Below are 19690 nucleotides of genomic sequence, written 5' to 3'. Positions count from 1 at the left end.
CAGCGACTCTTAACCCGCTCAACAAGGGAAAAATACGCTCCGTTAGGGCTGTAAGAGGCGCTAATGTCCGTTAGAATTCCAGCTGGGCTTTTGGGTGGCGCTAAGGAGCACTGGTGTCCGTTACAGTTACTGGCTTTCCATTCGCGTCCGCTGCCCCTCGTTAACCTGACAACATTGGGGCTGTGGGTTCAAGCCGCTGTTAAAGATATGTTCCCTTGAATGGATTGCATGTGAGAGTCGGAATGAATCTTTGAATACGGACGCTATCGCTTTTCCTCAAACGAACAGCCAGCAAGCGTCTGTTTCCTGACGGAAAGGGATAGTGATGATAATGAACATTTCGAATTCTCTTCATTCTTCATTACATAAACATTTTAACACGACAACTCTTTATCACTGTAAAACAATACTACGTCAATTCAACATATCCACACTAGGCTTCCAACAACAACTTATTCTTCCCAGTATATTCACAAAAAAGAAAAGAGGAAGACCACGATCGGCCCCTCTTCTCTAGCTTCTCCAGCTTCTCCAGCTCTTCCAGCTTTCCAGCTCTTCCAGCTCTTCCAGCTCTTCCAGCTCTTCTAGCTTTCCGGCTCTTCCAGCCTTCCAGCCTTCCCAGTTTTCCATCCTCCAGCACTCCAGCTAATTCACACCAGATGCTTTTGTCCCCATAAATACGGCATATCCTAAATATTCGTAGTACTTCTCCATAAGCTGATCATATTCCGAGGATAGGCGCCAAACTTGCGGATCCATGAGTATCGCATGATCGGCCAGCTTGACGGGATCGGGGTGCCGAATTGCATCCTCCCACATATAAGGAGGGAACGGAACGACATCGTCCGAGCTTACAGCTGTAAAGCCTTGAGATTCGAGCGTGTGCTGCCACTCCTCCATGCTGAGCAGCCCCTTCACCCCATAGAAATCACATAGCGCCCGCTCTGCCTTCGCCGGCATCTTTTTCCACCGGATGACCTCCCTGTCAAAGAGCTTCCCTCCGGGTCTGAGAACCCGGTTATATTCAGAGACAGCCTTGCTCGTATCCGTGAAATTCGTGACAGACTCTACCAGAACAATATCGAACTCACCCTCCTCAAAAGGCAGTGAGCAGGCATCGCCCTCGACAAAGCGTACCGTCAGCTCCAAAGTTTGCGCGCGAATCCTGGCCTTATCCAGCATTTCCGGCCTTATATCAAGAGCAGTAACCTCACAGCCCTGCTCAGCGAGAAGGCAAGCGGTGCGGCCAGTGCCGCAGCCGACTTCAAGCACTTTGCTGCCGGCTTGCAGCGGATATTTCTCAAGCTGCAGCAAGGTTTTCTCGTAGCCTCCCGGGTGAGCGTTACCCACACCAAGCTTAGTAAGCATATCCAGATACTTCAACAACATTTCCTCCCTTCCCGTAACTTCAGCTTCCTAATTACGGTATGGGAAAACTCCGCTGTTGGCTTGGATTCTTAGGCTTTTTGAACAAAATATGCACCTGCCTATATCGCTTGAATAAGATGACATCCTATATCGACCTGTATGAGCTAAATCGTGGAGAGCCAGGCACGCTCATGATGCCAATCGACATGTACGGGAGTTTCAAAAAAAGCTGACAAGCAGGACGTATTTAGCACATCAGGTGTCTTTCCCTGCATATAAATTTCTCCGCGGCGAATTAGCAGCGTATGTGTGAACATCGGTAATATTTCTTCCGTATGATGAGTCACATACAGCATATTAGGCGCATTCGGCTCCGCGGCGAGCTGTTCAATACTGCGAAGCAGCGATTCCTTGGAAAGAAAATCAAGCCCGTTGCAGGCCTCATCCAAAATAAGCAGCTGCGGCGATGCCATCAGCGCCCTTGCTATGAGCAGCTTCTGCTTCTCTCCCTGGGAGCAGCTTTGATAAGTCCGGTCGATCAAATGGCTGCAGCCCAATTGGTTCATAAGCACAAAAGCTTTCTCAAGATCGCCCTCGGTAGGAATTTCATACATCCCGATGGAGGCATATTTGCCACTTATGACAACAAATTGTGTTTTATCCTGACCATACAGCTTCTCCTGCAGAGAAGAGCTGACCCAACCGATGGATTTACGCTGTTCCCGGAGATCTACACTGCCGTAAACCTCTCCAAGCACGCTGATTTTCCCGCTGGTTGGCCAGATATAACCGTTCAGCATATTCAACAGCGTTGTCTTTCCCGATCCATTCAAACCGAGAATAGCCCAATGTTCTCCCTTAGCTACCTGCCAGTTCACCTGATGAAGCAGGGTTTTATCTTCTCTCTTCCATGTAACATCTGTCATTTCAATAATATTTGCCATAAGCCCTCTCTTCTTCCCCGTAAAAATATCTCTCAATAAATACCATAGCACTCGTATTAGCTTCTTTCAAGCTGGGAGCAAGCATTCCAAACTGCTGATAAACTCATCAAATTTACCGCTTTCCAAGCCTGATAAGCCCAGGTAAGGACTAATACCTATCGCGGCTCTTTTATTTTAGGTTTTCCTCAATAAGTTTTGCCCTAGAGAAAGTTTTTGTTGTACAGGCAATAATTTTGGTGTAGGATAATAAAGTAGGTAGTATACAAATTAAATGAATAACGGCGGTTTTTTTTACACTATTTCTTTTCCTAGGGAAACATTGTTGTGTGAGGGAAATACAAGAGAAAAAGGAGAACTTGAACAAATGAACACGAAAAAACAAACGGGAATTCATACAGGCTTGCCCAAGCTGCTGCTAATTGCCTTATCCTTATTAACATTCACAGTTATTATGACAGCATGCGCAAATACCAAAAGTGCCTTCCCCGATAGTGAGGGAAAAATTAAAATTACAGCGACCATTGGGATGATCACCGATGTCGTAAAACAGGTAGGTGGAGATCACGTATCCGTCGTAGGGTTGATGAAGGCTGGCGTAGATCCACACTTATATAAAGCTTCACAGGGAGATATTTCGAAGCTTGACCATGCAGATATCATTTTCTACAACGGTCTGCATCTGGAAGGTAAAATGGTTGAGATTCTTGAGCAAATGGCAAAGAAAAAGCCGGTGGCAGCTGTATCAGCAAACATTGATCACTCCTTGCTCAGAGCAGGCGATGAGAAGATGGGGACCGAATATGATCCGCACATTTGGTTTGATGTAAGGAACTGGATGAAAGCTACCGAAGCGATTCGGGACGTACTGATTGAACACGATCCAGACCATGCGGAAGACTATAAAAATAATGCAGAAGCCTACCTGAAACAGCTGGAACAGCTTCATCAAGAGATTACCGAGAAAATCGCTTCAATTCCGGAAAGCAGCAGAGTACTTGTAACCGCCCATGATGCATTTGGTTATTTCGGAGATGCTTATGGAATTAAAGTAATGGGTTTGCAGGGGATCAGCACAGCTTCTGAAGCTGGCACCAAGGATGTAACAAGCTTGCGGGACTTCCTGGTCGAAAGTAAGGTCAAGGCCGTATTTATCGAATCCAGCGTACCCCGTAAAGCAATCGATGCCGTCATTCAGGGCGCCAAGGAAAAAGGACATGAGCTGAAAATTGGCGGAGAGCTTTTCTCCGACGCCATGGGTGAAGACGGTACAACAGAAGGCACATACATCGGCATGGTGCGGCATAACGTCGACACGATCGTCCATGCTCTTAAATAACATTTGAGGAGAGAATCCATATGAGCAGTATACCTTTACAGATTCATAATATGTCCGTTGCCTATCAGAAAAAACCGGTGCTTCGTCAAGTTTCTTTCGAAGTGCCGGAAGGAAAGCTAATCGGTATTATCGGTCCGAACGGTGCGGGTAAATCGACATTAATAAAAGCTGCGCTTGGCTTAATTCCACGTATTTCTGGTGATGTTGCCATCTATGGCCGCCCTTACAAGGAGCAGCGGAAGCTGGTTGGTTATGTACCACAGCGTGAATCCGTGGACTGGGATTTCCCCACGAATGCACTCGATGTGGTGATGATGGGCCGCTATGGCCATCTTGGCTGGTTCAAGCGCCCTGGAGCCAAAGAGAAAAAAATTGCGATGGAATGTCTGGCCAAGGTCGGCATGGCCGATTTCGCCACCAGACAGATCAGTCAGCTCTCCGGCGGCCAGCAGCAGCGAATTTTCCTGGCAAGAGCCTTGGCTCAGGACGCCAGCCTGTATGTTATGGATGAACCCTTTGCCGGCGTCGATGCCGCTACTGAGAAAGCAATTATTACATTGCTCAATGAATTGAAAAAACAGGGAAAAACCGTTCTGGTCGTTCATCACGACCTTGCTACTGTGAAGGAATATTTCGACTGGGTGCTGCTGCTGAATGTGCAAATTGTCGCTTTTGGCCCGACTGAGGAAGTGTTCACTACCGAAAAGCTGCAGGAAACGTACGGTGGCAGATTAACGATGCTGGAGCATAACAATGCCTCCACATTGATTACAAGCACGAGGTGATGAGCATGTTGGACTTTTGGAAAATTTTTCAGGATCCGAATACACAATGGATCTTAATGGGCTGCATGCTCCTCGGCTTAAGCAGCGGAGTTATCGGCAGCTTTGCCTACTTGCGCAAGCAATCCTTAATGGGAGACGCTTTGTCGCATGCCGCTTTGCCGGGTGTATGTATTGTCTTCATGCTAACCGGCTCAAAATCCGTCCTGTTATTTCTGGTCGGTGCAGCAGCGGCAGGTTTATTGGCTACCTTCGCTATTGGATTTATAACACGTCAGTCCAGAATTAAACAGGATTCGGCACTGGCGATTATCCTTACCGTATTTTTTGGGGTTGGCATCGTATTGCTAACTCAAATTCAACATAGCGGCAGCGGCAATCAAAGCGGTCTCGACAAATTTCTATTTGGGCAGGCCGCCTCGATGATTCACTCTGATGTAATTACTATGGCCATAATTTCCATCCTGCTGATCGGGGCTTGTACGCTGCTCTTCAAGGAATTCAAGCTGATTAGCTTCGATCCTGGCTTTGCCCGCGGACTTGGCTTTCCTGTTACCGTGCTGGAGCAGTTTATCATGTTCCTGATTGTGGTTGCTGTGGTAGTCGGCCTTCAAGCTGTCGGCGTGGTATTAATGGCCGCTTTGCTAATTACACCAGCAGTTTCAGCCCGTTACTGGACAGAGAAGCTGAATGTCATGGTTGTGTTGTCAGGAATATTTGGAGCGCTAAGCGGTTTGATTGGAACGTTGATCAGCGCTAGCGGCAGTAATTTACCTACCGGTCCTTTTATTGTTTTATCGGCAACAGCTATCTTTGCCATTTCTCTCTTATGCGCTCCCCGCCGCGGGATTTTGTCCAAGGTATTTCTGCGCATCTCGGTCCGCAACAATGTGAGACGGGAAGATACCGCGTTTCCGTCGCTGCAGGAAGGGAGTAACCTATGAGTACATTTTGGATTATTTTAACAGGCGCCCTTGTGGCAAGTACTTGTAGTATCGTTGGATGCTTTCTTGTGCTGAGGAAGATGGCTATGATCGGAGATGCGATCAGCCACGCCGTGCTTCCCGGCATCGTTATCGCTTTTCTGATCAGCGGCTCCAGAGATTCTTTGTTTATGCTTTTGGGAGCTGCCGTGCTGGGCCTTGTTACCGTATTTCTCATTCAACTGTTTCACCAGAGCGGTGTGCAGTCGGATGCGTCGATCGGGGTTGTATTTACCGCCCTTTTCGCCATTGGGGTTATCCTTATCAGCATGTATACCCGAAACATCGATCTCGATCTCGATTGCGTGCTTTATGGAGAAATTGCTTACGTCCCATGGAATACGCTGCAATTTGCCGGCATGGACATCGGACCCAAAGCAGTCTGGGCAGTAGGTCTTGCGCTATTGCTAAGCGTCATTATTATATCCGTATTTTATAAGCAGTTTAAAATTTGCTCCTTTGACCCGGCGATGGCTGCCGCGGCAGGCATTCCTGTCATCCTGTTCCATTATTTGCTTATGGGGCTTGTGTCCGTCAGCACGGTTGCCTCTTTCGAAAGTGTAGGAGCAATCCTCGTGGTCGGCATGCTCGTTGTACCTCCTGCTACGGCTTATCTGCTTACGGAAAAGCTGAGCCGCATGATCCTGTACAGCGTCCTGATCGGCAGCCTGAGCTCTGTTGTCGGCTATTATATCGCTCATTTATTAGACGCTTCGATTGCTGGAAGCATGATAAGCGTAGCTGGTGCAATGTTTGTTATCGCCTTGCTCTTCTCACCCACACACGGTGTCATCTTTCGCAAATTTTTACAAAAGAAAATGCTGCAAGAGGACACAGCCAGATAAATGCCAGATGAGTGCCAGCTGCAGGCTGACATCATTAGAATCCGAATGGACCTAATGATGTCAGCCTTCTTTTTTTCCAATTTCTGTGCTCATGTCCAATCAACACTTGACTAGGAGACATACAATAACGAGTCAAGCAAACCTCATGTATGAAAGGAGTGCATGGAATATGTCATACCCGGTTGCAGGAGTAGGAGCAGGTTGCGGTTGCGGTGGTGGATTTGGTGTTAGCACTGGCGCCATTCTAGTTCTTTTTATACTTTTGGTTATTATCACATCCGCATTCGCATGGTAATATAACCTTATAAATTTCAAGGCCCCGGGGACTTTATGTCCAAGGGGCCTTGTCGTTTTTCTTTAAATTGATTCACCGGGTAAAAAAGCGGGTAAATACACTGACACTGGGCATATTTAGATCAGTTAGATTAGTTAGATTAGTTAGATTAGTTAGATCAGTTAGATCAGCTATATTTGTCATATTAGATATATTAGGGAGATGAGTCGGCATGTGTAAGCTATCGGACGAACAAATCATTGTTTTTTCAAGCAAGCTGCCTACCTGGAAATTTGAAAATAACGCACTCACTAAAACTTTCCAACAAAATGATTTCAAAGCGTCGATTGTACTCGTTAACGCCATTGCCGGATTGGCTGAGGAAGCGAATCATCATCCCGATATACGCATTCAATACAACAAGGTAACGGTTACTTTAACAACCCACGATAGTGGTGGAGTGACTGGCAAGGACTTTTTATTAGCCCAGCAAATTGATGCTATCTAGCTGTACCTGATTGCTATGTGCTCACCTCAAACTATGACATTGATGTAATAGTTTATTCATTTATAATCCACCCGTTACAGGCGTATAGGTCCCGGTCACAAAACGAGCATCGTCACTAGCCAGGAAAGCGATTACGCCTGCAACATCTTCAGGCACTGCTACGCGACCAAGCGGTGTAAAATTACTAATCAACCGCTTCTCCTGCTCTGACCAACTAGGACTGACATCCATTTGCATCAGGCCAGGGGCAACAACATTAGCGGAAATGCCATATGGACCAAATTCCTGTGCAATATACAATGAGAACGAATCGAGGCCTCCCTTAGCCGTACCATGAGCGATCATAAGAGGTGAAGGGTCTTTGCCGAAGGTATTTGAAATATAAATAATTCGCCCACACTGCTGCCCGGTCATCGTTGGGATTACCGCTTTCGTCATCACGAAGGCGCTTTTCAGCTCATCATCTACCTTTTGCGAGAATTCCTGCCACGACAATTCGGCAAAAGGTTTTGCCTCGAACGTCATATTCCCGTTGCAAACCAAAATATCGATACGGCCAAAGGATTCATTCACAGCATCGACTAGCCTTAGAACTTGATCCTTCTCACGAACATCGGCCTGCAGCGCAGTCGCTTGACCGCCATTTGCCCGAATAACAGACACGACCGCTTCAGCAGCCGCGGCATCCTTTACATACTGGACAACCACTTTTGCACCTCGCTGAGCCAACAGTATGGAAGCTGCTCGTCCAATGCCTTCCGAACCTTCCGTAATGATTGCCACTTTTCCTTTTACACTCATTCTAATTGCCTCCTTTCCCCGGAATCGAGATACAAAGCTGATATTTCCAGTGCCATTTTCTTTAGCTCCGCGGCTATATGGGCAGGTTCTAGAATAAGCAAGTCGCTCCTGAATTGGAGCAGGAAGCCGATTATCCACTTCCCGCCATCAGGTAATTGGGTGCGTACAATAACAGAACCGTCAGGCATTCTTTCCATCTCATGCTCATCAAAATAGTCCGCAGCCGAAACTTTGGCATCACCTGAGAAACGAAGCACTGCATCAACTGTCTTTTCAGTTCTGCGCTTTTTCCATGGTTCATTTAGCTTTGAGAGCTCCACATCCCGTCGAATGAAGGATTCCGTAAGGATCTGCAGCCCCCGTATGCGGGAAAGCTTGAACGTCCGGTAATCCTCGCGATTCAGGCAATAACCATGCAAATACCACGCATACCCTTTAAGCGCAAGACCTAGCGGCTCTATGCAACGCTCCGTTTCTCCTCCCAGGCCGTCTGTATAGGAGAAACGGATCCGCATTTTATCCTTTATGGCTTTGTGCAGCGCTTCATATTTGTTTCGCTCTGCTTCACTATTTTTCCAGGGGGTAAAGTCAATGTGGATATGATCGCTATCGGCCAAACGTCCCTTTTCCGCTTGTGAGACCAGTGCCCCGACCTTATCGAGCAGACGATCCATATTGGAATGATTCAGCGCCTGTGTCGACTGGAGCCCGCGCAGAGCGGTAAACATTGTAACCAGTTCATCAAATGACAGCATCTGCCGATCCAGGCGGAAGCTATCCATAATTTCATAGCCTCCTTCCATACCCGTGTACGAGACAATAGGAATTCCAGCGAGACTTAATGACTCCAAATCGCGGTAAATCGTCCGCAAAGATACCTCCAGCCGGTCAGCCAGCTCTTGTGCTTGCACGCGTTTGCGGTTCAATAAAAGTATCGTGATGGCCATAAGCCGTTCGAGTTTCATTTCTGTCCCTCCAGTAATTAATGCGAGGCTGCGTATCCGTCTGCCTCCGAGGCCGGGTCCAGCTTCTCCCTGCTCATAATGAACGCCGCAGCCAGCGCCAAAACTGCCGGGATGAGGCTCCAAGCAAAGGTCGCGATGATCGAAGAAGATAGCCCCTCCGTAATCGTGCTCAGCGCTTTCCCATCCATAGATTGACGGATTTCCGGATTCAGCAGCACGTAAGGGTCGCTAAAGTCGACATCTACGGACATATTCGCCGCTCCGCCGCTGCCGAACGCCTTGGTTAGCTTATCAGTAAGCGAATGGCTCTGAATGATGCCAAATATCGTAATGCCAAGCGTCATACCGAGTGACCGGTTGAAATTCAGCGTCGAGGTCGCTGCTCCCCGCTGTGTAGCCGGAAACGAATGAATGGCTGCACTGCTGAGTACCGAGAAAGAAGCACCGATACCAAGTCCAATCAGAACCATATAGACTGTGATGAGAAACCGTGGTGATTCCATTGTCAGAGCAGCCAGTAGCGCCATGCCAGCGATCAGAATGACGAGTGTTGGAATCAGAATCGTCCGGTACGGAAGCTTTGACATCAAGAATCCGCCTACGGTTGCAGTTACTACGGAACCCACCATCATCGGAAGCAGTACAAGTCCTGCGTTAGTCGCGGAGCCGCCAAGTACGCCTTGAATATAAATCGGTATAAACATCGAAGCGGTCATGAACGTAGCTCCGCTAAGCATCGCAACCATATTGCTAGTGGTGTACAGCCGGTTTCGGAACATTCGGAATGAAATGATCGGCTCGGCTGCCCTTTTCTCCACAAAAACAAGCAAAATGACAAGTACTACGAAGCCTGCAAACATCCCCAATATTTGTGGTGAACCCCATGCGTACTCTTTGCCGCCGAGCTCAACTCCGAGCATAAGGCATATAATTGCCCCAACCAGCAGAAAGGCTCCCAGAAAATCAATTTTTTGCCTGGCATGATCCGTCGATTCTTTGTAGAAAAACACAATCAAGAGGAAAGCAATCAGACCTAGCGGTAAATTTATGTAGAAAATCCATTCCCATTGAAGATAGTCCGTAATATAACCACCGAGCAGCGGAGCGGCTATACTCGATAAACCGAATAAAGCCCCGAACATTCCTGTCATCTTTCCTCTGTTCTCTGGTGCAACAACATCGAACATGATCGTGAACGCAATGGACACCATGGCGCCTGCGCCGATCCCCTGAATAGCTCTGTACATACTGAGCTGAACAATCGATTCCGCCATCCCACATAACGCAGAGCCGATCATAAATACAACGATACCGAATGTAAAAAAACGTTTGCGTCCATACATATCGGACAGCTTGCCGAATATCGGCATACCGGCCATCTCCGCTACCATATAGGCAGATGTGGCCCAGACGAATTTATCAAGACCGCCAATCTCGCCAACAATCGTTCCCATTGCTGTCGCTACAATCGTGTTGTCCATCGAGGCCATCAGAATGGCAAGCAGCAGCCCTGCAATGATAACCCCTATTTTGTTCTTTTTGTCCAGTGCTTGGTTCATTAAAATCCCGTTCCTTCCTGTGTTCAAGTTGATGTAATTTATGAATCTTATGAAGCAATCATAAACCATCCTTGTTGACAACAGTGTGGCAGGAATGAGCGGCTAAGCGAAAAAAATAAGAAAAGAGGAAAGGCGACATGCTCTTCCCTCTTTTCTTGGCATTCATGCTGACCTCAGTCGAAGCGATACGTCCAGAACTGTTCCGTACCGAACCGTTCCCGGATTTCCGCATCCGTATACTCCTTGTTCCCGAGCAGCTCTGCTGCCTGGAACTGGGAGCGATGCGCTCTGATGGCGTCCATCTTCTGCTGCAGAAAATCGCTCACATCGACAATGACATCAGGCTTTCCGATTGTTTGCTCATAATTTCTGGCAAAAGCCATGCAGTGTACCGGCGGTCTCGCTCCTTCGGGCAGTCTGGCAACCGCACGGACAACGGCAGCGCCGCAGGCGTCATGATCAGGATGGACGGCATAGCTCGGATAGAACGTAATGACCAGAGATGGCTCAAGCTCCGCCAGCAGATCATAGATACAGCCTTCCAGCAAGTCCCGCTCCTCGAATTCGATCGTTTTATCGTGAAAGCCGAGCATTCGCAAATCCTGAATGCCAATTGCGCGGCAGGACTCCTCCAGCTCCTTCTTCCTTACTTCCGGAAGCGTCACGCGAGTGGCAAACGGCGGAATCCCCATGTTCCGGCCCATTTCCCCCAGTGTCAGACAGGCGTAGGTCACTTGGGCCCCGTTCTGCAAATGCTTGGCCAATGTTCCGGACACGCCGAAGGCCTCATCATCCGGATGCGGGAGCACAACCAAAATTTGCCGTTCCATATCACTCATCTTATCACTCATCTCCTTTTCTATCAGAAGGGCTCCCGGCTAAGCTGCAAGGCAACGACAAGCTTGCCTGCGCTATCGTGTCCCGCCATAATCAACCGGCCCATCTCCGTTTCATCGTAGTGGGTCAGTCCCTCGGAGTAGATCCATCCTTGCTCCGTCTTCAGGCCGACACGGTATGGTCCGACCCCAGCGATCGATCCGTGGGAATAACGAATGATCGCGTTGGTGATAAAGGTAGCAGTTGGATGCTTAGTGCTATCCAAATGGGCGGCGTAAGCGCCCGATGTCATCTCAAGATGCACGTATAAATCCTGATCCTTCAACAGGTCAATTCTGCGTTGTATTTCTGTTTGACTAATAAGCTGCATGCCGACACCTCCACCTTCCAACGTATACTTCAAATATTATAGCCCGAAAACAAGTTAAATCAAAATAACCCGCCCAGCATTAGCTGCTGGAGACGGGTTATTTTTAGACAAACAAATGAATTAATCTACTTATCTTTAAGGCTTATCGAAAGTATGCACTTTATTCCAATGCTGGCCGCCATCGGAAGTCGTATACATAACAGACGGCTCCGTATTATCTGTTGTGATCAACCAGCCTTGATTGGCATCTGCCATCGCCAGTCCTTGCTCGCCGTACCCTTTGAACGCTTGCTTCCCATTGGTCCAGGTTTTCCCGTCATCCTTTGTCCAGCCGACAGTATTAGCTTCATCGCAAGCGGGACATTGTCCACCCATAAAAGCAACTTGTGGATTGACTACATACAGGGTACCTGGCTTGGAACCATTATTCTTCGGTCCATCATCGTAACCCAGTGGAAAACCAGGTGCAGGTCCAGCACCAGCCGTTGAATTGGCAATTACGGTCTGCCAATTTTTGCCGCCGTCAGAAGTATGGAAAAGCGAATACGATGTCTGCGACATCCCTGAATCACCGATGATTTCTACCCAGGCATCATTGGCGCCTGCTGAACGAATGACAGCACCATTAGGCGTTGCAGCTGCATCTCTGGACATGACTGTGCTCCATTTTTGACCGCCGTCTGTGGTCCGCTTAATTTCAAGCTTATCTTTGGTCGAAGTCAAGGCCCAGCCGTTATTTTTATCATGAAAATAAGCATCGCCAATAATAGAATCTGGAACAGGCATAGTGATCCATGTTTTTCCGCGGTCTTTTGTCATCGCGTTAGCGCTGAACGCCTCATTGCTCGAAACGAAATGTAGGAATCCTAGATTCGGTACGCTACCTTCTACTTTCCAGTTCTTGCCTCCATCTGTGGTACTCAGCAATTGAAGCTTTACTGAATTCTGGTCAGGAGTTTCATCAATTGTAGCCCAAGCCTCTTTACTGTTTAACGCAAACAACTGCTTGATCGTTCCCTTACCCTTATATTGTGTCTTCCATTTTTTTCCGCCATCATCCGTTCTTGCTATCCACCCTTCTCCGCCAACCCAGCCTGATTGCGCATCAGCTAAGCGTACCGCCGTTACTTTCCCCATGCTGCCATCGGCTGGCGTGTTGGAATTGGGGCTTGCTCCAGCGCCCGTTGAAGGTGATGCAGAAGGTCCCGTAGTAGGTTCAGGCGAAGGCTCTGTTGAAGGCGTTGTGGATGCTCCATTATCTGTAGCCGTAGGGGAGGGACTTCCACCTCCGGCGTCTGGTGTGCTTGTACTGGCTTGACTCTGGCATCCGGCTAAAATAATGAACATGAGACACAGGATGACAGGAAATTTCAATATACGTAAGCTGTTCATTTTCTCTCCTCCATTTCTCTATTTAAACAAACGAGAAGCTGCTACAGAGTGTAAAAAAACAGACCTCTCTTTTAAGCTGTACATTCTTTAGACGTATTAAACAGAAATATAGTTTCCTAAACATTGCATGGATCCTGCAAGCAAACAAAAAAAGAGGCCGCGAAGGCGCCTCTCTTGATTTTTAAATTTGTTGATCTGTAAATCTAAGTATTAAAGGATGCAATGTCAAGCATGGGTGAGGTATCACAGTTTTGTACTTATCTACTTTGAATTCCGTTGTATTTATATCAACAGACATCCATACCCCATCATTATCCAAGCGATATGCATAGTTCTTCATCCATTTAACATCAATCATAAGTGTTACCTGCGGCATAGGGTCGAGACTCATATTAAAAATCGCAACCATCTTGTCGCCCGACTCTTTGTGCTCCTGGGCACTGACAAAAACATTCGGATGCTTGGCCGCCGCATAAACGGGCAGATTCGTTCCACCGAGCCACTCGATAATCCCTCTAAACTGCTCCTTACGTTTGTAATTATACACGGATGCGGAGTCATTAGCCTGCAGGTTATAGGCGTTAATCGCCACGCGGCCGCCCAGCCGGTTCGTAAAGAGAACGGTCGATGGCGCAACCACTTGATCAAATTCATCTACAAACTCGGATAATACCTGCGTCGATTCGTTCAGGCCAACAATCTGAAATACATTGGACTCCTGATGAACCGTAACCGTTAAGTTCGTATAATACATCCTTTCTCCAGCCGTATGCTCCCTCCATGGGGTAAGCTCTGTAAGCCGCTCATAGCCAATGCTGTCGCTAAGCGTGCTTTCCAGATTCGTCACCTCGGCCCCGATCAAATCACCATATCCGTTTTTGCAAAGATAGAAGGCCGCCAGACCGTCAAGGAAGACCCCTCCTTTGAATAGCTCCATCAGTTCATCTTTGGATAGATCCAGAATTTCCTCTCCACAGACCATGACTGGCCCTTCCTCCGATTTTATCGAATAAGGAATCCCGAATCTGCCCAGAACAGATGCCCAGGCGGGCGCTACAATAAACGGACCTTGATTGCCGGCAATCGGGCGATAAGCATGGGCAAACGGGCGGTATAAAATCCGCGGACCTGCCATTTCAAAATCGGCAACCGAACGCCTTAACTCAGAGAAGAACGCTTTGCTTTGGCCTACCATCGTGAAATATCCTTCTTCCTCCAGCGGGCCGTCCGTATATTGCGTCACATACGTTTGCGATCCGTCTAGGCCGTAGAACATAGCCAGGGTAATGAGTGAACGCAGCTTGGCCGCTGAGAAGAAGAAGCGGGAATGCGGATAAGGATCCGATTCATGGATCAACTCCAGATCGCCACTTAACGTCTGCTTGGAATGCAGGAAATGAAAGGTCAGGCCGGGAAAATTATTCGCCACATCGCTATTGTAGTCACTGCCAAACAAACGAACGAGCGGTCTCGTGCTTCCAGCAAAAGCTCTGGCAACAGCTTCCGTCAACTCTCCATCGAAATCACAGGAGCCAGGCTGACACAGCGCCAGTCTTGTTTGTGGTGCAACCTCATCTACAGCTGCCCGTACTTCACTTGCAAGCTCGACCAGAGAGTCTTTCATTAGCCTTGCCCAAGCTTTGCGGTAATCCACCGACAGCTCGTCGCCACGACGAAAAATAGCTTCTAATTCTTCCCTCGACAAGTCCTTGCTCAAACCCATTTGTTGCGAGAAGCGCCCCAAGTGCAATGGACAGAAGCAGCCAAACTTCACTACATCATGATTGCTGATTTCATAATCGTCTTCAAAAAACACAAATGGAGGACGGCCCCTCTCCACAACCGTTTGCACATAACCGCTCAATAGCTCTATATATGTCTTATCCAATGGGCAATTCGCTGTTCTTGAAGCAGCACCGTCAATGCCTATTATTTTTTGAAAAGGATGCTCCTGTTCATTCAAGGGCTGAGGTCCTACAGATAAGCTTGGCGAACACCACCATCCCACTTCGATGCCGTCTTCGGCCAGATGCTGCCGCACTTCCTGGATCAGATCACCGAATTTCTCAAAAGCATGGACGGCAGTAGGCAGCTTCGACTCCCCGTTCCACTGTGGAAATACGAGGATAAATTTTTTAATGCCTGCTTCCTGCTTTAATCTGCGAAGGGCTGCGAGCATCTCTTCTTTCTTACTGGCAACAAATAAAAAAGGAACGATTGGATCCAATTGAAATTCATAATGCCCCACAGTACTTCCCCCTTCCTCCGCCTGCCAATTTATTTCTGATTTTCAAATTCTGACATCCATATATTCATGTCAAACAATTGAGGTAGAAATCATCAATGTATACTTCCTGATCAGTATTGAAATTCTCCAGTAAAGCATTCATTTCCACTTTATCAATTCCTTCAGGAAATTCTCCCGCCCAATAAATGCCGACCCATTCTCCGGTAGTATCTGAGACGCGCTTTGTCTCCAAGTAAGGTCTAACTGTTCCTATATGCTTGTTTTGCGCATCCCAGAAATCAATTTGCAGCCGAATCGTTCCTTTGCCTGTCGAACTCTTAGGTGAATAGTACGCCAAAGACATCACATGAACTCCGGGCTGTACCTGCACCATCTGAGTAAGCCCGCCACTCTTTATCCCTTTGGCCTTAATACAGTGTGTGCCAGTTCGCTTGAATGCATCGGTTCTCTGCATTTCAAGCCCATCATAAAGCCGTAAGTTCCATGAATCAGCCCTATCAGCAGTAGCTCCTGCCAGTTCAAAGGATGGATTAGCGTTCATTAGCTTTCTCGCTTCGCTATCTGCACTCCTTAACAAGATATTGGCGTAGCTCCGAACAGCCTCTACCGGATCATTCATGGACAGATTCTGGAGAAACAGATGTACCGTTCCAGTAGAATCTCCCTGCTCCAGCCAGGCAACTATGGCGTCCATTTCAGCTTTTGTCATACCCGACCAAACCCGTGTGTACCCACCAAGTGTTTTACTATCAACAGAATATGGACTAAATGCTTGCTGCAGGAAAGGATCGTCTGCGAAATCCTCAATTAGATCCCGCCGCTTTTCTGCCAGCCTTATTTTCTCCATGACGATCTGCACCAGAGTGAGCGCTGCCGTCTCATCTGTTGGCTGAGGAACAGCTGTTTTCTCCACCGTATGGCTTAATACTGATGCTTCGTAGTATTCGAAGGATCGCAGTAAAGCCTCTGCACGCTTCTTTTGCTTGGCAGTAACAGCTTTCGCAACAACCGATTCCAGCAGGCAGCGGCTTTGTGCCATATCTACTTGTGTAACCGCTTCAAGATAGCTGTCGTCGAGGAAGTTCAAATAGGGTATCCGTGGATCGGATTGAGCCCAATCGGTATACCACCTGGTTTGGAACATACGATTTTCCCAGAAGTCCCTCCATATCTCATAATAAGCTGCCAAATCAGCAGCCGCGTCAGCACCCACAGCGCGCTCATACCATTCGTTAATCAGAGTCTCAACATCCTGCTCCGGGTTCCATTGCAATCGGGTTGAGAGCCATGGCTTCGGCCCTTCTCCGAAATTCGGTACCATCTCAGCATAATTTGTGGTAACCCCTGCTTTTTTGGCGTATTTATAATTCTCTGCCATTATATTGAAGTATGCTCTCGGAACCATATAAGGCGTTCCCCATAAATATTCGTAGTAGGCCAGGCCCTGCGCTGCTTCTGCCCATCTTTCCGTTAACTCATGTCCTGCAGCCTTCAAATCCGGGTCTCCCCAAGTCAGTCGATCATCTGTAATATAAACAATCACACGTGGATCCAATGTAACATGGGTCGGTGGGTCATAAACCTCTACATATGCTAATAATCCTAAATATTTATCCGGATGCTTGGCAAACACACCTTTGGATACCTCATTCACCCAGTTGTAATAAATATTAGACATGTCCGTAAACCCGACCGAATTGACTTTGTCCGGATAATGCGGATGGTTTGGATGATCCTCACAATAACCACTTCCGTCAGCAGTGCCATCATTTGAGCCTAGCGAATAAGATGTAGCCTCTGGATTAGCATCGAAATAAGCGTTAATGTTCTTAACGGCTTCTTGCACAATGCCCTCTGCCGTAAAACAGGGCTGCCAGCCGCTATGACCGTCCAGATAGGCTCCCTCCCGAAAAAATTGCGGATGGGTATCCTTGTATTCTGAGGGTGGGAACAAATTAAATAAATTATGTTTGAATTCGACGCGTCCATGCATCCGGTTGTTCCGAGCCCAAGCTTCACGCTCTGGTGTGTTCGTGGCATGAGCGTCAAATTCACGTGAGATAAAGGCAGGCTCCTGACGAATCAAATCGTAGGCAGGCAGCGATAAATCTGTTTGATGCGGCACGTCCTCCCAATCTTCTCCTGGCGCCAGCCAGCGTACACCCACATAGCGCTCCAGAAATTCATCAACTCCAAATTCCGTCCCCCATGAGGTCGGACCCGCAATCGTAATACGCGCTGCATTCTGCTGGATAACGAAGCCATCTCCATCCATCCCATCAAGCAGATTAGCCTGCCCCCTACCTGCTGGTAGCCCTTCGGCACCCACATAGATTTCTACCTCACAGTTGGAAGGCTGGGTTTGGTCAAATGCAGGATCATCAAGCAGAATCGGCAGCTCCGCCCCAGTCGACCTTTTTATATATGCAGCCAGCTTGGCAGCCGCATTCTGTGTCTGATTATCAGCATTCAGGGACACCCTTATAGCAGCTACAGGCTGACCGTTGTCCACTATCCTTAGTCTCAAACTAGTATCCATAGAATTATTATCATCTCCAATTACAAATCATATTTCAATGTATTCCAATATAATTCATTTCTATTCCTTTACACTTCCTAGTACAATCCCCTTCACAAAAAAGCGCTGCAAAAACGGATAGACAAGCAGAATCGGAACTGCTGCAACGAATATTTGTGCGGCCCGGCTCGTACGGTCTGACAATAGTGCCTGTATTTGTGCCTCTTGCGAGCTAAGAAACTTGGGGTCCAATTGAATAACAATCGTCTGCAAAAAGCTTTGCAGCGGATAATGCTCGGGCTTATTCATCAGAATAAGTCCGTCAAACCAGCTGTTCCAATGACCGACCATGGAAAAAAGCATCACGGTAGCCAGCGAGGGAAGCGATAAGGGTACCATAATCCGTAGCATGATGGTGAAATGACCCGCTCCGTCTATCTTCGCCGACTCCTCCAGCTCCTTCGGCAGCCCGCGGAAGAAATTGAGCATCAGGATTACATTGAACACAGGCACCGCCGAAGGGATCACGAGCGCCCAAATCGTATCCAACAAGCCAGCCTCCTTGATGACCATATACCAAGGGATCAGCCCTCCGCTGAAGAGGATCGTAAAAACGAAAAACCAGGCGTAAAAGGTCCGCCAGCGGAACTGATGCGCCTCCTTGGAAAGCGGATATGCGATCAGCACAGTTAGTACCATGTTAAGAAGTGTGCCCAGTACAATCCGTTTGCCGGAAACTGCGAAGGCAGTCAAATACTCTTTCTTGCCAAATACATTCTCATAAGCAACTACCGTAAAATCGACCGGCCACAATTTCACTTCCCCGGCAGCAACAGCTGCGGCAGAGCTAAAGGAGACGGCTAGAATATGAATGAGTGGAAACATGCAGAGAAAGGCCAAACCAATCAAAAATATAGTGTTCAGCATCGTAAAAATCCGATACCCCGCAGTCATGCGATGAAACATGTATATCCCCCCTTGCTCTAAAAAATTCTGTAATTGGCTAATCGATAGGCGAGATAATAGGAAACCGAGATAAAAACCAGAGATACGACCGATTTAAAGAGACCTACAGCTGAAGCAACGCCATACTGTGCCTGCTGAAGTCCCAAGCGATATACGAACGTGTCAATAATATCGCCTGTTTCGTAAACCTGCGGGTTATACAAATTGAAAACCTGGTCAAAGCCAGCATTCAGCACATTGCCAAGACTAAGGGTAGCAAGTAAAACGATAATTGGAATCATTCCTGGAAGTGTTACATGCCAGGTTTGACGCCAGCGGTTCGCTCCATCCATCTCGGCTGCTTCGTACAAAACAGGATTAATTGCTGTTAATGCGGCCAAATAAACAATGGTGCTAAAGCCAAATTCCTTCCACTCATTGGAAGCAATAAGCGTGAAACGAAACCATTGGTTTTCCCCCAGAAAAAAAATGGGCTCCACTCCGAAAAATACAAGAATATGATTGACAATTCCGGATGAAGGCGACAAAATATCAACCAGGATCCCTCCCAGAATAACCCATGACAAGAAATGCGGCAAATAGATAAGCGTCTGTACAGCCCGCTTGAAGAACATCTTACGGACTTCATTTAAAAGCAGGGAGATGAAGATTGGGACCACTACACCTACAACCATCTTCAATAAAGCTATAATGACCGTATTTATAATGACTTGCGAAATATCTGGCATCAGCCATACATATTTAAAATTGTCCAACCCAATCCAAGGGGACCCGATAATTCCTTTTGAAGGCAGAAATTTCTTGAACGCTATGATAATTCCGACCATCGGACCATAATTGAACACCAGCACCAAAAAAAATCCAGGCACAATCATAAGATGAAGCGGCCAATTCTGCTTCCAATCCTTCAGCACCGCTTGTCACCTCTTCCATTCTTAATGAGTAGTGAGGGAGAGAGCTAGTCTGCTTCTCTCTCCCAGGAGCACTGCTTTCG

Annotated in this window: 19 protein-coding genes; 7 read left to right on the top strand and 12 right to left on the bottom strand. The window is 47.5% G+C overall.

Features of this window, described 5'->3' with window-relative positions:
- Positions 1 to 63 precede the first annotated feature (63 nt).
- Complete coding sequence (locus J2Z66_RS41380) at positions 64 to 219, top strand: hypothetical protein (RefSeq protein WP_209979769.1); 156 nt, start codon at positions 64 to 66, stop codon at positions 217 to 219.
- A gap of 426 nt (positions 220 to 645) precedes the next feature.
- Here J2Z66_RS41380 and J2Z66_RS41375 read toward each other — a convergent pair whose 3' ends face one another.
- Positions 646 to 1383, bottom strand: a complete 738-nt coding sequence (locus J2Z66_RS41375) for a class I SAM-dependent methyltransferase (protein WP_209979767.1) — start codon at positions 1381 to 1383, stop codon at positions 646 to 648.
- Positions 1384 to 1532: 149 nt separating this feature from the next.
- Entirely contained in the window at positions 1533 to 2312 is a 780-nt protein-coding gene (locus J2Z66_RS41370; protein WP_209979765.1) for an ABC transporter ATP-binding protein, read from the bottom strand.
- Positions 2313 to 2676: 364 nt separating this feature from the next.
- Here J2Z66_RS41370 and J2Z66_RS41365 point away from each other — a divergent pair, with 364 nt between their 5' ends.
- The 6 genes from J2Z66_RS41365 to J2Z66_RS41345 all read left to right on the top strand — a co-directional run bounded on the left by J2Z66_RS41365 (position 2677) and on the right by J2Z66_RS41345 (position 7040).
- Entirely contained in the window at positions 2677 to 3648 is a 972-nt protein-coding gene (locus J2Z66_RS41365; RefSeq protein ID WP_209979763.1) for a metal ABC transporter solute-binding protein, Zn/Mn family, read from the top strand.
- A 20-nt stretch (positions 3649 to 3668) separates the two neighbouring features.
- Complete coding sequence (locus tag J2Z66_RS41360; protein ID WP_209979761.1) at positions 3669 to 4433, top strand: metal ABC transporter ATP-binding protein; 765 nt, start codon at positions 3669 to 3671, stop codon at positions 4431 to 4433.
- A 5-nt stretch (positions 4434 to 4438) separates the two neighbouring features.
- Positions 4439 to 5374, top strand: coding sequence for a metal ABC transporter permease (locus J2Z66_RS41355; RefSeq protein WP_209979759.1), 936 nt, complete (start codon positions 4439 to 4441; stop codon positions 5372 to 5374).
- Positions 5371 to 6258 (top strand): metal ABC transporter permease, encoded by an 888-nt coding sequence (locus J2Z66_RS41350; RefSeq protein ID WP_209979758.1) that lies wholly within the window; start codon positions 5371 to 5373, stop codon positions 6256 to 6258. Before J2Z66_RS41355 ends, J2Z66_RS41350 begins: the two co-directional genes overlap by 4 nt.
- A gap of 169 nt (positions 6259 to 6427) precedes the next feature.
- A complete protein-coding gene (locus J2Z66_RS43235; protein WP_245376232.1) occupies positions 6428 to 6553 on the top strand; it encodes a YjcZ family sporulation protein in 126 nt (41 codons plus the stop codon).
- 211 nt (positions 6554 to 6764) lie between these two features.
- Entirely contained in the window at positions 6765 to 7040 is a 276-nt protein-coding gene (locus J2Z66_RS41345) for a 4a-hydroxytetrahydrobiopterin dehydratase (RefSeq protein WP_209979756.1), read from the top strand.
- A gap of 60 nt (positions 7041 to 7100) precedes the next feature.
- Here the strand turns inward: J2Z66_RS41345 and J2Z66_RS41340 are convergent, their stop codons facing one another.
- From J2Z66_RS41340 to J2Z66_RS41295, 10 genes are all read right to left on the bottom strand, one after another.
- Complete coding sequence (locus J2Z66_RS41340) at positions 7101 to 7841, bottom strand: SDR family oxidoreductase (RefSeq protein ID WP_209979754.1); 741 nt, start codon at positions 7839 to 7841, stop codon at positions 7101 to 7103.
- The gene (locus J2Z66_RS41335; RefSeq protein WP_209979752.1) at positions 7838 to 8806 is read right to left on the bottom strand and encodes a helix-turn-helix transcriptional regulator; all 969 of its coding nucleotides are present in this window, start codon (positions 8804 to 8806) and stop codon (positions 7838 to 7840) included. Before J2Z66_RS41335 ends, J2Z66_RS41340 begins: the two co-directional genes overlap by 4 nt.
- 17 nt (positions 8807 to 8823) lie before the next feature.
- The gene (locus J2Z66_RS41330) at positions 8824 to 10365 is read right to left on the bottom strand and encodes an MDR family MFS transporter (RefSeq protein ID WP_209979750.1); all 1542 of its coding nucleotides are present in this window, start codon (positions 10363 to 10365) and stop codon (positions 8824 to 8826) included.
- Between the two features lie 173 nt (positions 10366 to 10538).
- Positions 10539 to 11195 (bottom strand): bacillithiol biosynthesis deacetylase BshB2, encoded by a 657-nt coding sequence (gene bshB2 / locus J2Z66_RS41325; RefSeq protein WP_209979777.1) that lies wholly within the window; start codon positions 11193 to 11195, stop codon positions 10539 to 10541.
- Between the two features lie 32 nt (positions 11196 to 11227).
- Positions 11228 to 11572 (bottom strand): YojF family protein, encoded by a 345-nt coding sequence (locus J2Z66_RS41320; RefSeq protein WP_209979749.1) that lies wholly within the window; start codon positions 11570 to 11572, stop codon positions 11228 to 11230.
- Positions 11573 to 11707: 135 nt separating this feature from the next.
- The gene (locus J2Z66_RS41315; protein ID WP_209979747.1) at positions 11708 to 12964 is read right to left on the bottom strand and encodes a beta propeller repeat protein; all 1257 of its coding nucleotides are present in this window, start codon (positions 12962 to 12964) and stop codon (positions 11708 to 11710) included.
- A gap of 181 nt (positions 12965 to 13145) precedes the next feature.
- Positions 13146 to 15212 carry a hypothetical protein gene (locus J2Z66_RS41310; RefSeq protein ID WP_209979745.1) on the bottom strand — a complete coding sequence of 689 codons (2067 nt, stop codon included), beginning with the start codon at positions 15210 to 15212 and terminating at the stop codon, positions 13146 to 13148.
- Positions 15213 to 15276: 64 nt separating this feature from the next.
- Positions 15277 to 17751 carry a DUF4838 domain-containing protein gene (locus J2Z66_RS41305; RefSeq protein WP_209979743.1) on the bottom strand — a complete coding sequence of 825 codons (2475 nt, stop codon included), beginning with the start codon at positions 17749 to 17751 and terminating at the stop codon, positions 15277 to 15279.
- Positions 17752 to 17811: 60 nt separating this feature from the next.
- Positions 17812 to 18696: a carbohydrate ABC transporter permease gene (locus J2Z66_RS41300; RefSeq protein ID WP_209979741.1), complete on the bottom strand. Its 885-nt coding sequence runs from the start codon at positions 18694 to 18696 to the stop codon at positions 17812 to 17814.
- Positions 18697 to 18713: 17 nt separating this feature from the next.
- Positions 18714 to 19571 (bottom strand): ABC transporter permease, encoded by an 858-nt coding sequence (locus tag J2Z66_RS41295; protein ID WP_209979775.1) that lies wholly within the window; start codon positions 19569 to 19571, stop codon positions 18714 to 18716.
- Between the last annotated feature and the right edge of the window lie 119 nt (positions 19572 to 19690).

The sequence above is a fragment of the Paenibacillus eucommiae genome (genome assembly GCF_017874215.1).
Lineage (GTDB): Bacteria > Bacillota > Bacilli > Paenibacillales > NBRC-103111 > Paenibacillus_AI > Paenibacillus_AI eucommiae.
Note: the sequence above shows the minus strand (reverse complement) of the source record. Positions and strands in the feature narration are given on the sequence as shown.